Below are 14,302 nucleotides of genomic sequence, written 5' to 3'. Positions count from 1 at the left end.
GGTCATTGGTCATTGGTCATTGGTCATTGGTCATTGGTCATTGGTCATTGGTCATGGATTAATAATTACTATTTCTTACAAATAACAAAGGACAAATGACTCATGACTAATGACAAAAAACTAATTTAAATTTTCTAAACGAATACGAGGATCAGCTACTTTAAGCAGCAAATCTGCTATTAAATTACCAACTATTAATAGCACTGCGCCCATCACCAAACTTGCCATTAGTAAATATAAATCTTGATTCTGCACTGCTTGCAAAGTTAGTCTTCCTAAACCAGGCCAATTAAAGAAAAATTCGGCAATAAATGCACCACTTAATAAACTCGCTAATTCAAAACCTAACAAAGTAATTAAGGGGTTGATGGCGTTCCGCAGAGCATGAACGTAAATGACTCGATTTTCTGGTAGCCCTTTGGCGCGAGCCGTTTGGATGTAATCTTGACGTAGTACATCCAGTAGCTCACCACGAGTGATGCGCTGCAATCCAGCAAAGCTAGTAATACTTAGGGCGATGGTGGGTAAAATCATGTGCCAGGCGATATCGATGATTTGACCAAACCATGTCAAATCGGTGTGATTGATGCTAGTCATTCCACCCACGGGAAATATGGGAGTAGTTAATTGAGCAAAAATCAGCAATAACAAAGCAGTGATGAAACTGGGAAATCCTTGCCCAGCATAGCTAACCACTTGTAAAATCCTGTCTGTAAAGCGATTTTGCTTCACAGCAGCAACGATACCTAAAGGAATAGCGATCGCCCAAGTCACAACTAAAGAAGAAATAGCCAACAATAAAGTTGCTGGAACCCTCTCCCAAATCAGTGAAGCTACAGAACGTTGGTAAACAAAACTTGTGCCAAAATCCCCTTGAGTGATAATGCGCCCCAACCAGAGAAAGAATTGCTCTGGCCACGACTTATCCAAACCAAATTGTCGCCTGAGTTGCTCTATTCTCGCTGGATCGATTTTCGGGTTTTGCTGTAGCGTTGACAAGAAATCCCCTGGAGCAAGTTGAATAATAAAAAACGACAAAGCTGACGCCAAAAACAAAGTTAACAACGCCTGCAATAATCTTTTAATCACATAAAGAAATGTTTCGTTAGCAACTATTCTTACTAGCCCATCCCTAAATGCTTCTGGGGAAATTCTTGTGGTAGTCATTTGTCAATTGTCCTTTGTCCGTCATTGGTCATTTGTCAATTGTCCTTTGTCATTCGTCATTTGTAACAATTAGTAACTATCAATCAATGACCAATGACCAGTAACCAATGACCAATGACTAATATTCAACAAGGCTGACAATCGGCACATCTGGCAGATTTTTACGTCCTTGTAAATCTCGTAGCTCGATAATAAACCCAAACCCTACCAGTTCGCAGCCAATTTTTTCTACTAATTTTGCAGTTGCACCTGCGGTTCCACCTGTGGCAATCAAATCGTCTACAATCAAAACTCGGCTTTGGGGGTGCAAAGCATCTTGATGTACTTCCAAACAATCTGTACCGTACTCTAGTTCATATTCAATTGAATGTACTGCTGCTGGTAATTTGCCCGGTTTACGAACAGGGATAAAACCAGCTCCTAATTGATAAGCCAGAGGTGTGCCAAACATGAAACCCCGCGACTCCATTCCGATCACGTAATCTGCCTTCAGTCCGGCTTCTAGAATTTTTTGTGTAAACAAGTCTATGGTGTGGCGCAGCCCTTGGGGATCGCGCAGTAGGGTGGTAATATCCCGAAATAAAATTCCGGGTTTAGGAAAATCTGGGATATCACGAATCAGAGACTTTAGATCCATAAGTGAAGAAATATAGCGTATATGAAGGTGGAGCAAAAATCTAGGAAAAAGGTTTGAAGGAACTTGGAAATTATTCACTCTTCCTTAGCCTTTATCCCTTAACCTCTTAGTTGCCCCCATTTTGCTGATGGAAATACATCGGGCAGTTAGGGCAGATACCTGAAAAATCGTACACTATTATGTCGTACGCTTGGAAATATTCACAAACCTATCTATTGGTGATTACCAGAAACTACACCCAGTTAAAGATGAAATGATACTAAGTAAACTATAAGAAACAACCGTGATTGGAAAACTTGCATTTTGTGTATGCGGAAAACTTTAAATAGAACGGGTAAGTTAATGTATATATCGAGCTACTATGCCCTGAACACAAACAAACACATGCCAATTTGGCTATATATCTTAAATTAGTTTTACCGACTCTGTTGCAGCTGCACAAGGTATTTATAATGAATGTCTCCGCTAGTTTAACGCCATATAACAGCCCTATTCCCCAGTCACCGCCAATGATTTTGGATACTTTACCTGATCCTGCTATTGAAGGACAGGCTTCTTGCCCCCGTAAAACTAGGGTGCAAATAGACTTGATTTTATTGGCTATTGAAGCTTTAGAACTTGGTAGTTCAGAAGCCATTTTGTCATTTGCACAAGAATTGGAATTGAAAGGAATTATTAAAGACAGGGTGAATTTGTGGCGAATGCGTAGCACTAATCCCCTCAGAAGAGCGCATATTCGCCGTTCTTTGACAATTACGGAGGCTAAAGCCTTGGTGGTCATTGCTTCTTATTTAGCACGGCGCTTGACAGTTGTCATTCGTCAGTTGCTCATGATATACCAGCAACTGGATGAAAAGCAGATTCCACTCGAACAAAATTTACGATTATCTAATTACTTAGAACGGTTTAGAGCACATTTTAAAAGCCGGATGAATCCACGACGTTCTGGGGTTATGGCATTAAATTCAGATGAAAAATTAGATGAGTTGGCTATAGATTTGCTGGGTAAATTACTATTTTGTACAGGTACGGCTGGAATGCAGCGCTTCTGGATTAGTCTTTTTGACGGTGAAGTGGAATGAATATTCAACGTAAGTATAGTTTACCAAATTGCACGTTAGTTCTAGAGGGTTTAAGTGATGCTACAAGGGCTGCACAATTTCAGGAACTGCGCCCAGCACTATCTATATTGGTAAATGCAGAATGTTATTTATCAGGTTATAGCCAACCACTATCGGGTGGTAGAGAATTTTTTGAAAGTTTGGTGAGAACAGTTAGTGCTTATGCCCAAGAATTTTTAAGTAGTGTTGCTCACCCACAAGCACACAATTTTGATTCTGAATTGGTGCAAATGCAGAAGCTTGAGTACAATCGACATCGATTGATTGTACATTCGGAAATTCCTAATGGGCAAATATTACAGCCTAATTATGTTCATGATGGCAAGCAGCCAGTTCAAATAGATTTAAATACAGTACAGTTATTTGATTTGGTAGAAGCCGTTGATCAATTTTTTGCTGATACCCAAACTCTACCTGAGCTATCACTAGAATTACAACCAGTTCCTAGACGTTATGGCTCTAGTAGTGAAGGTTTGGTCAAGCAGGCAGTACCAGCTAGTGTCGGGGTAACTAGTTTGGCGGCTGCGGCGATCGCTTTTGCCATGATACCACCTCCTCCTCCACCACAACCAACTACACAGCAACAATCTGACTCAAATACCTCAAGTGTTACTCCGTCAACACCAGCCACTAATCCAGAAGCGACTACTAGTCCTTCGCCAGCTGCCAACCAATTTGTAGCAACAAATCCTACACCTAATGTCAATGCACAAATAGCTGCGACTCCCGAATTTACCCCCACCCCGACTGTCAATGCTCAAATAGCTGCAACTCCAGCATTTACTCCTACTCCAACTGCTAATGAACAGATAGCAACAACTCCCGAATTTACCCCTACACCCACTTCTACAACTGTTGCTAACCCCACACCGAGTTCAACATCTGTAGTTAATCAAGATTTAGAAACACTTTTAACTAATGTTCCTGAAATCACAGATGCATCTCAGTTACGTGCCTTAAATCGGCAAGTTTATAACCAAATTCACCCCAACTGGAAAAATCGCCAAGGACTGAATGCTGATTTAGCTTTTCGTGTAGGTGTAGCAGCAGATGGTGCGATCGTTGGTTACAAAGCTGTCAATCCAGAGGCAAATCAAGCAGTAAATCAAACTCCTCTACCAAATCTAATTTACAATCCTGCTGTTCGCCCTCCAATTACCAATGAACCGATCGCTCAATATCGAGTCGTCTTCACTAGAGATGGTGTACTGCAAGTTAGTCCTTGGCGTGGTTACACAACCAAACCAGATGTAATCGGAGCTAAAATTTCTGATGCCATTCAAGTTGAACAGTTAAACCAACAACTGTATGATGGTATTCGCCAAAATTGGCATGGTAAACCCAGCTATACCATCGATTTAAAGTATCGTGTAGCAGTCAACAAAGATGGCATCATTACTGATTATGAACCACTCAACCAAGTAGCATTTGATTATTTTCGAGAAACACCTCTGCCACAAATGTTCCAGTCATCTGACCCCTCAAATCAATCAGCGTCAATAAACAAAGAACCTCTGGCTCATTTCCAAGTCATCTTTCAGCCGAGTGGAAAGTTAGAAATTACACCTTGGCAAGGGTATCAGTAAATTGGGGAGCGGGGATCAGGGATCAGGGAGCCGGGAGCGGGTATTGAAAATTGGTTAGTGTATTATTCTCTCCTCCTTGTCCTGCTTGTCCTCTTTGTCACCCTTGTCTTCCTTCCCTTCCACCTGATCCCCGATCCCCAATCCCCAATCCCCAATCCTTATCTCACAACTCTACCCATATAATTTCCCCACAATTGGGCAGCTTGAGCGCTACTACCAGATGTTGGGGAATTGTTGTCGTTGCCTAGCCAGATACCAGTTACTAGTTGACGACTAGGAATAAAGCCAATAAACCATAAATCTACGTTGTTATTGGTTGTACCAGTTTTACCAGATACCGCGAAATCACCGAGTGCAGCGCGACCACCAGTACCATTTGTTACTACTCCTCGGAGTAAGCGAGTCATAGTAGCGGCGATATCGTTTCGCAGTACGCGTTTGTTGGCTTCAGCATCCTTATCAAAGGCGTAAATTACACGGCAAGTCTTTAAATCTTTGCGATCGCGGCAATCACTGCTATCTAAAATGCGGCTAATTGCATGGGGACGGTTCCACACACCGCGATTACTTATAGCGCCAAAAGCACCAGTCATTTCCAAAACATTGACTTCGCTTTGTCCTAACACTAATCCTGGTACTGGATCTAAGTTTGATTTGACTCCCAAACGCTTTGCCATCTCTACTACTCTATTTAGCCCAATTTGCCTAGCAACTCGTAGGGCGATAGGGTTTTCAGATTGGGCAAGTCCAGTAGCAATACTTAAACTGACATCAGAACCTGCTCGACAAGGTTTATAGGTAAAACCCTGCCAAGTTAAAGGAGAGCAGGAATAACTATTAGCGGGTGAAATTCCTTGTTCTATGGCGGCGGCGTAAGCAAATACTTTAAAGGTAGAACCAGGTTGTCTTTTAGCCTGATAAGCACGATTGAACTGACTAGTTCTATAATCTGTACCACCTACCATTGCTCGGATAGCGCCAGTACTGGAATCTAGGGTAACTATTGCTCCTTCGGAAAACTTAAAATTGCTCCCAGCGTTGTTAACATAGTTACGCAACGAAGCTTCAGCTTGTTGTTGCATTCCAATGTCTAGCTGAGTTTCGATAATAAAGTTACCTTCACCCGCCAAGTCTTTTCCCAAGATGGATTCCAGTTCTTGGAAAATGTAGCTGTACAAATACGGGGCGATGGTTTTTGCCTGCTGTTGACAGACTTTTGGGCTGACATCTACAGGCGATCGCCTGGCTCGATTATAATCATCTTGCTTGATTTTACCCGCTTCAAGCATCCGTCGTAAAACGCGGTTACGATACTCTATAATCCTTGTTCTACTTTGATTATCGCCACAGAAATTAAAACTGTTAGGTCCAGGCAAAATACCCACTAAAGTAGCGGATTCAGCCAAAGTTAATTCCTTGGCTGACTTATCAAAATAATACCGTGCAGCATCTTCAAACCCAGAAGTATCAGCCCCTAAAAATACTCGGTTTAAATAAGTCAATAAAATCTGATCTTTGCTATAAAAGGTTTCTAATTTTAGAGAGACAATCGCCTCTCGAACTTTGCGGCCCAGGGAATCTTGTCTACCAACATAATCACGAAACAAACTGCGAGCAACTTGCTGGGTAACTGTACTAGCGCCTTGTTGCACATCACCACTGCGGGTATTGATGAGGACGGCTCGGAGAATGCCATAGGGATCTACGCCAAAATGCCAGTAGTAACGGCTATCTTCAGAAGCAACTACCGCCGACGGCAAATACGGCCCGAAATCTTTGAGTCCTTTCATGTCTACATGAGCAGTATTCCTTGGCTCACGTAGCGGTGTTTCCCCATCACCTGCATATACAACCACAGGAGCGCGAGTTGGGTTAGGTAGAGGTCTAACACGAAATCTTAGGGATTCAGCACCAATTACTAGCACTGTCAGAGCGCTAACACCACCCATTCCGTAAGCAGTCCAAGTTGCGGCTTTGACGTACCAAGGGGGTGGATCAACGTATTGTAGCTTCACTGAAGCAGCCAGTTCTGGTGGTCCCAAGGTGAGGACATCACCATGACGCAATTCTAGGGATGTAAGCCGACGCTTGCCACGATAAATGCCATTTGTAGAATTTTCATCTTTGATGACAAAAATAGGTTGCCGTTGAGTCGAATCCCGTGACAGTGACAAGTGAATTTGGCTGACAACCGGGTTGCGGACGACGATATCACAGGATTTGGAACTGCGACCTAGCATATAGCGATCGCCCAATAACGGATATACTTCTGCCTTATCCGCCCCTGCATCCTGCACCCAGAGTTCTGGTACTCTGGCATTAGGCTTAAGTGCTAGTTTGGAAAAATCAACCCGAGCTTGAATTGTTTGTACTGCTTGCGTTATCTGACCAAGCAATGTTTGTGGCTTTTGAGGGGGTTGGGGGGAACTCATCGGCTAAAGAAACCACGGATATTACTGAAAAATCGGCGAACTGCCATCTTGGTGTTTGTATTCCACCATTGTACTCATAACGTTACAAGGACGTTAGCAGCACAGAGTGGTTCCCAATTTTTATTGACATCAAGATAATATATATCAATATGACTTTGAACGTTAGTTTTTTTACATGTTGATCTAGTTAATAAATTTTCTTTTGGTTCTACTCGGTTTTATGTTTAAATAGCCTATTTACTTGGATTACAACAACTTAAGCTGGGTTTTGTAGTATTTATTTCTACTAAAATTTTATTATTTAATGATTTAATTTTTACAACCTAAAAACAAAAATCATATAAAATCAAAAAAAACATCTACTTTTAGGAAGATTTTATAAAGCCTATTGTTTGATTTAATGGGCCGAGTATTCTTTAAAGGTGTTGAGGTTAAGTAATATGAAGGGGAAATTTATTACCCTGACAGGCGCGGCCCTGACTCTGGCATTAACCAGCAATATTGCTGCTGCCCAAATCACCAAATTTCCTGAATTAAGCCAGCAGAATCAAGAAACCACTACTTCACCCCCAGAAATTAAACTTTCACCAGAGGGGAAGAAGATTCTGTGTGAATATTTTCCATTAAATTCCCGTTGTCAGGGAGCATCGAGCAACACTACAACACCAGATAGTACAACTCCATCTCCTGACAGTACAACTCCGGCTCCTGACAGTACAACTCCAGCACCGGATAGCACAACACCGGATAGCACAACACCGGATAGTACAACTCCAGCACCGGATAGCACAACACCGGATAGCACAATGCCGGATAGTACAACTCCAGCACCGGACAGCACAACACCGGATAGCACAATGCCGGATAGTACAACTCCAGCACCGGATAGCACAACACCGGATAGTACAACTCCAGCGCCTGACTCTAGCAGTCCAACTCAGATTATTCCAGCACCGGATAGTACAACTCCAGCACCTGACTCTAGCAGTCCAACTCAGATCACTCCAGTACCGGATAGTACAACTCCAGCACCTGACTCTAGCAGTCCAACTCAGATTATTCCAGCACCGGATAGTACAACTCCAGCACCTGACTCTAGCAGTCCAACTCAGCTCACTCCTGGTAGTGGTACTGGTACTGGTCAATAATCATTTAAGATCAGGCTTCACCTTGTTTATGAGATGATTCTGATACAGGTTTCTTAATTTTTGACGTGTTTAAAAATTTGCTGCTTTTTTAGGATGACAAGAGGCTATATAAAATAGCCTCTTGTTTGTGTATTTTGGGATGTGTAGGTGTGGAAAAAGAAAAGTGAGGTGCGATCGCGAGCCATCAAATCATTCCTCCTACACCTTTTTTTTGATAAAATTTACCTGCGACTAGAAGTTGGTGTTTTTTGAAAAGTGGCAATCAACAGACAGACAATACCAATATTAATAAACACATCTGCCAAATTAAATACAGGAAAGTTAATCAGTCGAAAATCTAAGAAATCAACAACATAACCTAAAGCAAAGCGGTCTATACCATTACCCATAGCACCACCCAATATTAAACCATAACCCCACTGCTCCCAACGGTTTAAGTTTGGGCCCAACCATGCCAAAGCTATTAGTGCTAAACTCACTCCCAAAGATAGCCAACGTAACCATTCTACTTTTCCTGATAGCAAGCTAAAAGCTGCACCAGTATTAGTCACATATGTTAAATGAAATATACCAGGTAACACTGGCAATGTTTGTTTCAAACTAAAGGTTTGTACCACCCAATATTTTGTGATTTGGTCTAAAAAAAAAGCAATAAAGCCAGTAATCCAGAAGAATTTATTTTTAAAACGCATGGCAAAATAGTCAAGAATCATTAGTCATTAGCCATTAGTCATTAGCCATTAGTCATTAGCTTTTGACAAATGACAAATGACAAATGACAAAAGACTAATAAAACATTAAGTGACGTAGCACATACGCTATGACAGTGACAGCACAGATCACAGCTAGTTGTCCTGGTAATGCAAACCAAGAATATCTGAGGATTGCTTGCATCAGGGTCAGAGTTTCTGTACCTTGTAACTGTAAAACATAGCTGAGAATCAAATAACTAATACCGCAGACGTGAACAGTTAACAAGCCACAAATACAACTAAATGCTAGTGCTTCCAGTCGAGGTCTGGCTTTAAAGGCAAAAAAGCCACAAATCCAAGCTCCTGGAATAAAGCCCAGTAAATAACCAAACTGTGATAGCTTAACATAGCCAAGACCACCACCACTAGCAAATACGGGTAATAAAGTTAGTCCCATCACCAAATATGCTATTTGTGAAATGGCGCCAGCATTTTTGCCACCTAAACATCCTACAAGTAGCACCCCGCCGATTTGAAAAGTGACGCCCAAGGAAAAAGTGTGAATTCCGTGCTTACTCCAACTCCAAGGTAAGGTGGTAGTATTTGCTTCTAAGAAAGTACCACCCATAGTTAGCAGTAAGCCAATCATAGACCATAGTAATTGCAAAGTCCTTGTATTTTCAATATTTATAGCCTTCATCCTGAGTTTAATGCTCATTAAACGCTCAAAACGATAATTTTATGTGTTTATTAGCTAATATCGAGCATCTTTTTATACAAAAATAAATACTCAATTGATGCTCATGACTCTTACACGCCTTTACATCTTTTTATAGCGCTTCTCGGTTGTGTGCAATACGCTGCGCTCAGACGTTACATGTAACGTCTCTACATTGTTCATGGTGGTGTATTTGATTCAAATGAGAACCGCTATATCTTCTCAACTTATTCAAAAAAGTTATTCAATAACTTTACCAAAATTCTTCGCTGCAAAGCCCCTAGCTTCTAGCTTGAGAAATGAGAATCGATTGCAATCAAAAACCTTAGTCAACTTAACAAAATTAAAACTTGTATAAAAATACTAGTTAAAAACATCATAATCCTTGTGTCTTTAACCTTCTCTTTACCAAAAAGCTATATCATCATAGGGGTTTAGCTGGAAAAATTAAGACCCAATATCATAATCCATGCTTTCCCGTACGTCAGTAATTCATAAATCTCGCCTAACGAGAACTATTTCGGTATTAGCACTAGCGATCAGCCTAGCTGCTTGCGGTGGACAGGAAGCTCAAAACAACACTTCCACTGGCGACGCAACTCCTGGTGCTGCTACTGATACAACTGCTTCGAGTCCTGCAAAATTGGATCTTGGTGGAAAAGTATCGTTAACTGGAGCTGGTGCAACATTTCCAGCGCCACTGTATAGTCGTTGGTTTTTTGACTTAAACAAAAAATATCCTGATCTGCAAGTTAACTATCAGTCTGTTGGTAGCGGTGCTGGGGTTGAGCAATTTACCCAAGGTACTGTAGACTTTGGCGCTAGCGACGTAGCGATGAAGGATGAAGAAATCCAAAAAATACCAGCAGATAAAGGCGTACTAATGTTACCCATGACAGCTGGTAGCATTGTCCTAGCTTACAATTTACCAGATGTTCCAGAATTAAAGCTTCCACGGGAAGTTTACACTGATATTCTGCTAGGCAAAATCAAGTCTTGGAACGATCCGAAAATCGCTGCTGCAAACCCAGGTGCAAAACTTCCTAACGAACCACTTACAGTAATTTATCGTTCTGATGGTAGTGGTACTACAGGTGTATTTACAAAACACCTCAGCGCCGTTAGCCCAGAATGGAAGAGTAAAGTCGGTGACGGTAAAACTGTCAACTGGCCTGTAGGAGTTGGTGCTAAAGGTAATGAAGGTGTGACTGCTCAAATTACCCAAACAGCAGGCTCAATTGGTTACATAGAATACGGCTACGCCAAACAAAATAATCTCAAGTTTGCGGCTTTGGAAAATAAAGCAGGTAAATTTGTTGTACCTACTGATGAGTCAGCAGCAAAAACCCTAGAAGCAGTTACTTTACCTGAAAATCTCCGCGCCTTCATCACAGATCCTGAAGGAGATGCTTCCTATCCCGTCGTTACCTATACTTGGCTTTTGGTTCACAAAAAATATCCTGAAGCAGCAAAAGCCAAAGCAATTGAAGCTATGGTTGAGTACGGCTTGACAGAAGGTCAGAAAAATGCTCCAGAGCTAGGTTATGTTCCTCTACCTGCAAACGTAGTAGAGAAAGTAGCTGCGGCTGCGGACGCGATCAGCCCTGACTATAAAATTGCCGTAGGTTCAAGCAATGATTCCAGCGCAAGTAAATAATATTTAGTCATTTGTCATTTGTCATTTGTGATCAGTACTTAGACAGAGTTAATGACACAGATTGTTTTCTCGTTAAGAGTTCCCTATTCCCTGTTAAAAGTCTCCACAAACAAATTTAATTTTGTCCAGATACTTAAATCAATGACGAGTGACAATGACTAATAACTAATGACTAGCAAGGTTCGCTCCCACTTTTTGAACCGTTGATGGGTAAAGTCATTCATGAATATATCAGCCCAAGGTGATAAGCCTACTATTAGTCCTCGTTCTGAGTTTGAAAAGTCTTTAGATAAAGGCTTTATTTGGTTAACGCGAATATTTGCTCTGGCGATCGCTGCTATCTTGTTGTGGATAGCCATACAGGTTGGTATTGAATCTGTACCTGCAATTAAAGAATTTGGTGTAGTCCGCTTTTTAACAGAAAGTACTTGGAACCCTGTAAATAATGTATACGGTGTACTACCGCAAGTATACGGAACTTTAGTTAGTGCATTTATTGGTTTATTACTAGCTGTACCGATTGGTGTTGGCACGGCTATACTTTTAAGCGAAAATTGGCTACCATTATCTGTACGTACAGTATTGGTGTTTTTGGTAGAACTTTTAGCAGCAATTCCCAGTGTAGTCTATGGTATCTGGGGAATTTTTGTATTGATTCCTCCGCTTACTGCTCTAGGGAAATGGCTTCATAATTCTTTTGGTTGGCTGCCAATTTTTAGTACTGTTCCCACAGGGCCAGCGATGTTTCCGGCGGGAATCATCTTAGGTATCATGACTTTGCCAATTATTACAGCAATTTCTCGCGACGCGTTAATTTCTGTACCTTCTAGTTTGCGTCAAGCAGCTCTAGGACTCGGAGCAACCCGTTGGGAAGCACTTTTTAAAGTAATTTTACCTACTGCTTTCTCTGGAATCGTCAGCGCCGTGATGCTGGCTTTAGGTCGGGCGATGGGAGAAACAATGGCTGTAACAATGTTGATTGGTAACTCGAACAGAATTAGCCCTTCATTGTTTGCACCAGCTAACACCATTTCTTCTTTACTAGCAAATCAGTTCGCCGAAGCAAGCGGTCTGCAAATATCTGCTCTGATGTACGCTGCTTTGATTCTGTTTGTTTTAACTCTGATAGTAAATGTTTTGGCTGAGTTCATAGTCATGCGAGTCAATCGACTGTAGACTGTAGCATTTTTGTGTTTTGAAGTGTGTTGAAATATGGCTTATACAGACAAATCTCAAAGTGCATCTCTCCACAATAGTATGGCTCGTTCGTCGTCACCCCGAACGATATTCAACACTGTGATGACAGTCATTGCATTTATATGTGGAATATTGGCACTCATACCTTTAATAGCAGTACTTTCCTACGTCATAATTCAAGGCTTTGCTAGTCTGCGACCAAGTTTGTTTACTGAGTTACCACCACCACCATTGGCGCCAGGAGGGGGTTTTGGTAATGCCATCATCGGTACAATCATCATGGTAGGCATTGGTGCTTTGATTAGCATCCCCATAGGAGTTTTAGGTGCTGTTTATTTGACTGAGTTTAGCTCTGGGAAAATTGCTCGCTGGGTGCGCTTTTCTACAAATATTCTCAGTGGTGTCCCTTCAATCATTGCGGGGGTGTTTGCTTACGGGATTGTGGTAGTGACCATCGGCTCGTTTTCCGCTTTTGGTGGGGGAGTAGCGCTGTCAGTATTGATGCTACCTATTATTGTAAAGACTACAGACGAAGCCTTACAGTTGGTATCAGATGATTTGCGCCAAGCTGCAACTGGTTTAGGAGCAACAAACTATCAAAAAGTGGCGTGGGTAGTTTTACCAGCAGCTTTACCAGCAATTGTCACAGGTTCAACACTAGCGATCGCACGAGCCGCAGGTGAAACCGCACCGCTATTATTCACCGCTTTATTCTCTCAGTACTGGTTTGATGGTTTGTTTAAACCCACAGCTTCCCTTGCAGTTTTAGTTTATAACTTCGCGATCGCTCCCTATAAAAACTGGCAGGCAATGGCTTGGGCTGCATCTCTAATTTTGGTGTTGATGGTGCTGCTTACGAGTATTATTGCTCGTTTGGCAACTCATCGCAAAAAATACACATGATGCCAACTTATTATCACATCTTTATTACATTGTCAAGTTAGCAATATCTAGCATTTATGGTAACAAACATCAGCACCGCCAACCAAACAGATACTGTTTTACGGGCCGAGGGTCTTAACATCTACTACGGTAGCTTCTTAGCAGTACGTGATGTCTGGATGGATGTTCAGAAAAATCGCGTTACAGCCTTTATTGGCCCCTCTGGATGTGGTAAAAGTACTTTACTTAGATGTTATAACCGCCTGAATGATCTCATTGAATCATTTCGGGCAGAAGGTAAAGTTTTTTACTATGGTGAAAACCTCTACGCACCCCAAGTTGACCCTGTAGAAGTACGCCGTAAAATCGGGATGGTGTTTCAAAGACCCAACCCTTTCCCCAAATCAATTTATGACAATATCGCTTTTGGGCCGAGACTCAACGGCTACAAAGGAGACATGGATGAATTGGTAGAGCGATCGCTCAAACAAGCTGCTTTGTGGGAAGATGTAAAAGACAAACTCAAGCAAAGTGGTTTATCTTTGTCTGGTGGTCAACAACAGCGTTTGTGTATTGCTCGTGCGATCGCTGTTCAGCCAGATGTAATTTTAATGGATGAACCTTGTTCGGCGCTTGATCCTATTTCTACCTTGCAAGTTGAAGAACTCATCCACGACCTCAAACAGCGCTATACCGTGGTGATTGTGACTCACAACATGCAACAAGCTTCCCGTGTGTCGGATATGACAGCCTTTTTCAACGTCCAGACATCAGAAAAAGGTGGTCGGACTGGCTATTTAGTGGAATTTGACCGCACAGAAGCAATTTTCCAAAATCCTCAACAAGAAGCCACTAAGGAATACGTTAGCGGTAAGTTCGGTTAAAGACTGTACCTTGAACAGGGCAGCAATTAAGATGCATAAAGAAAGTGCAAAGCTAGTTCTTTTGAGGGAAAGAGAACTAGCTTTTTTAATATTTTGTATATCGAATACCGATGCATACAGATGCACACAGATAGATTACCTGATGTGTTGGTAGTAAACCAGAAGAATTTGAAAAACCTCA

General features: G+C 41.7%; 12 protein-coding genes. 7 read left to right on the top strand and 5 right to left on the bottom strand.

The window, feature by feature from the left end:
• Positions 1–120: 120 nt before the first annotated feature.
• Both AC5JMK_RS24500 and AC5JMK_RS24495 read right to left on the bottom strand, forming a co-directional pair.
• Positions 121–1,167, bottom strand: a complete 1,047-nt coding sequence (locus AC5JMK_RS24500; protein WP_096675305.1) for an ABC transporter permease — start codon at positions 1,165–1,167, stop codon at positions 121–123.
• A gap of 118 nt (positions 1,168–1,285) precedes the next feature.
• A complete protein-coding gene (locus AC5JMK_RS24495; protein WP_096675306.1) occupies positions 1,286–1,804 on the bottom strand; it encodes an adenine phosphoribosyltransferase in 519 nt (172 codons plus the stop codon).
• A gap of 452 nt (positions 1,805–2,256) precedes the next feature.
• Here AC5JMK_RS24495 and AC5JMK_RS24490 point away from each other — a divergent pair, with 452 nt between their 5' ends.
• Positions 2,257–2,886 (top strand): DUF3038 domain-containing protein, encoded by a 630-nt coding sequence (locus tag AC5JMK_RS24490; RefSeq protein WP_096675307.1) that lies wholly within the window; start codon positions 2,257–2,259, stop codon positions 2,884–2,886.
• Positions 2,883–4,511, top strand: a complete 1,629-nt coding sequence (locus tag AC5JMK_RS24485) for a DUF4335 domain-containing protein (RefSeq protein ID WP_495911218.1) — start codon at positions 2,883–2,885, stop codon at positions 4,509–4,511. The genes AC5JMK_RS24490 and AC5JMK_RS24485 overlap by 4 nt, the downstream gene beginning before the upstream one ends.
• Positions 4,512–4,669: 158 nt before the next feature.
• Here AC5JMK_RS24485 and AC5JMK_RS24480 read toward each other — a convergent pair whose 3' ends face one another.
• A complete protein-coding gene (locus AC5JMK_RS24480) occupies positions 4,670–6,943 on the bottom strand; it encodes a transglycosylase domain-containing protein (protein WP_096675309.1) in 2,274 nt (757 codons plus the stop codon).
• Between the two features lie 440 nt (positions 6,944–7,383).
• On the opposite strand from AC5JMK_RS24480, the gene AC5JMK_RS24475 reads away from it, so the two are divergent.
• Positions 7,384–8,091: a hypothetical protein gene (locus AC5JMK_RS24475; RefSeq protein ID WP_096675310.1), complete on the top strand. Its 708-nt coding sequence runs from the start codon at positions 7,384–7,386 to the stop codon at positions 8,089–8,091.
• Between the two features lie 221 nt (positions 8,092–8,312).
• On the opposite strand, the gene lspA is transcribed toward AC5JMK_RS24475, so the two are convergent.
• Positions 8,313–8,783: a signal peptidase II gene (lspA, locus tag AC5JMK_RS24470; RefSeq protein ID WP_096678848.1), complete on the bottom strand. Its 471-nt coding sequence runs from the start codon at positions 8,781–8,783 to the stop codon at positions 8,313–8,315.
• 94 nt (positions 8,784–8,877) lie between these two features.
• Positions 8,878–9,483 (bottom strand): biotin transporter BioY, encoded by a 606-nt coding sequence (locus AC5JMK_RS24465; RefSeq protein WP_096678850.1) that lies wholly within the window; start codon positions 9,481–9,483, stop codon positions 8,878–8,880.
• A 487-nt stretch (positions 9,484–9,970) separates the two neighbouring features.
• Between AC5JMK_RS24465 and pstS the strand changes: the two genes are divergently transcribed.
• The 4 genes from pstS to pstB all read left to right on the top strand — a co-directional run bounded on the left by pstS (position 9,971) and on the right by pstB (position 14,121).
• On the top strand, positions 9,971–11,158 hold the full coding sequence (gene pstS, locus AC5JMK_RS24460) for a phosphate ABC transporter substrate-binding protein PstS (RefSeq protein WP_495911217.1): 1,188 nt from the start codon (positions 9,971–9,973) through the stop codon (positions 11,156–11,158).
• A gap of 222 nt (positions 11,159–11,380) precedes the next feature.
• Entirely contained in the window at positions 11,381–12,334 is a 954-nt protein-coding gene (gene pstC, locus AC5JMK_RS24455; protein ID WP_096675312.1) for a phosphate ABC transporter permease subunit PstC, read from the top strand.
• A 123-nt stretch (positions 12,335–12,457) separates the two neighbouring features.
• A complete protein-coding gene (gene pstA / locus AC5JMK_RS24450) occupies positions 12,458–13,258 on the top strand; it encodes a phosphate ABC transporter permease PstA (RefSeq protein WP_096675313.1) in 801 nt (266 codons plus the stop codon).
• A 56-nt stretch (positions 13,259–13,314) separates the two neighbouring features.
• The gene (gene pstB / locus AC5JMK_RS24445; protein WP_096675314.1) at positions 13,315–14,121 is read left to right on the top strand and encodes a phosphate ABC transporter ATP-binding protein PstB; all 807 of its coding nucleotides are present in this window, start codon (positions 13,315–13,317) and stop codon (positions 14,119–14,121) included.
• The last annotated feature ends 181 nt before the right edge of the window (positions 14,122–14,302 follow it).

It is taken from the genome of Pelatocladus sp. (assembly GCF_059505505.1).
The sequence above is the reverse complement of the archived record's forward strand: the minus strand, read 5'-3'. Positions and strand labels throughout refer to the sequence as shown.

What these genes read in the sequence shown, in the direction of transcription:
- pstC (WP_096675312.1), top strand. Translation starts at nt 11,381, where the DNA reads ATGAATATATCAGCCCAAGGTGATAAGCCTACTATTAGTCCTCGTTCT.
- AC5JMK_RS24500 (WP_096675305.1), bottom strand. Translation starts at nt 1,167, where the DNA reads ATGACTACCACAAGAATTTCCCCAGAAGCATTTAGGGATGGGCTAGTA.
- AC5JMK_RS24495 (WP_096675306.1), bottom strand. Translation starts at nt 1,804, where the DNA reads ATGGATCTAAAGTCTCTGATTCGTGATATCCCAGATTTTCCTAAACCC.
- pstS (WP_495911217.1), top strand. Translation starts at nt 9,971, where the DNA reads ATGCTTTCCCGTACGTCAGTAATTCATAAATCTCGCCTAACGAGAACT.
- pstB (WP_096675314.1), top strand. Translation starts at nt 13,315, where the DNA reads ATGGTAACAAACATCAGCACCGCCAACCAAACAGATACTGTTTTACGG.
- pstA (WP_096675313.1), top strand. Translation starts at nt 12,458, where the DNA reads ATGACAGTCATTGCATTTATATGTGGAATATTGGCACTCATACCTTTA.
- lspA (WP_096678848.1), bottom strand. Translation starts at nt 8,783, where the DNA reads ATGCGTTTTAAAAATAAATTCTTCTGGATTACTGGCTTTATTGCTTTT.
- AC5JMK_RS24475 (WP_096675310.1), top strand. Translation starts at nt 7,384, where the DNA reads ATGAAGGGGAAATTTATTACCCTGACAGGCGCGGCCCTGACTCTGGCA.
- AC5JMK_RS24480 (WP_096675309.1), bottom strand. Translation starts at nt 6,943, where the DNA reads ATGAGTTCCCCCCAACCCCCTCAAAAGCCACAAACATTGCTTGGTCAG.
- AC5JMK_RS24465 (WP_096678850.1), bottom strand. Translation starts at nt 9,483, where the DNA reads ATGAAGGCTATAAATATTGAAAATACAAGGACTTTGCAATTACTATGG.
- AC5JMK_RS24485 (WP_495911218.1), top strand. Translation starts at nt 2,883, where the DNA reads ATGAATATTCAACGTAAGTATAGTTTACCAAATTGCACGTTAGTTCTA.
- AC5JMK_RS24490 (WP_096675307.1), top strand. Translation starts at nt 2,257, where the DNA reads ATGAATGTCTCCGCTAGTTTAACGCCATATAACAGCCCTATTCCCCAG.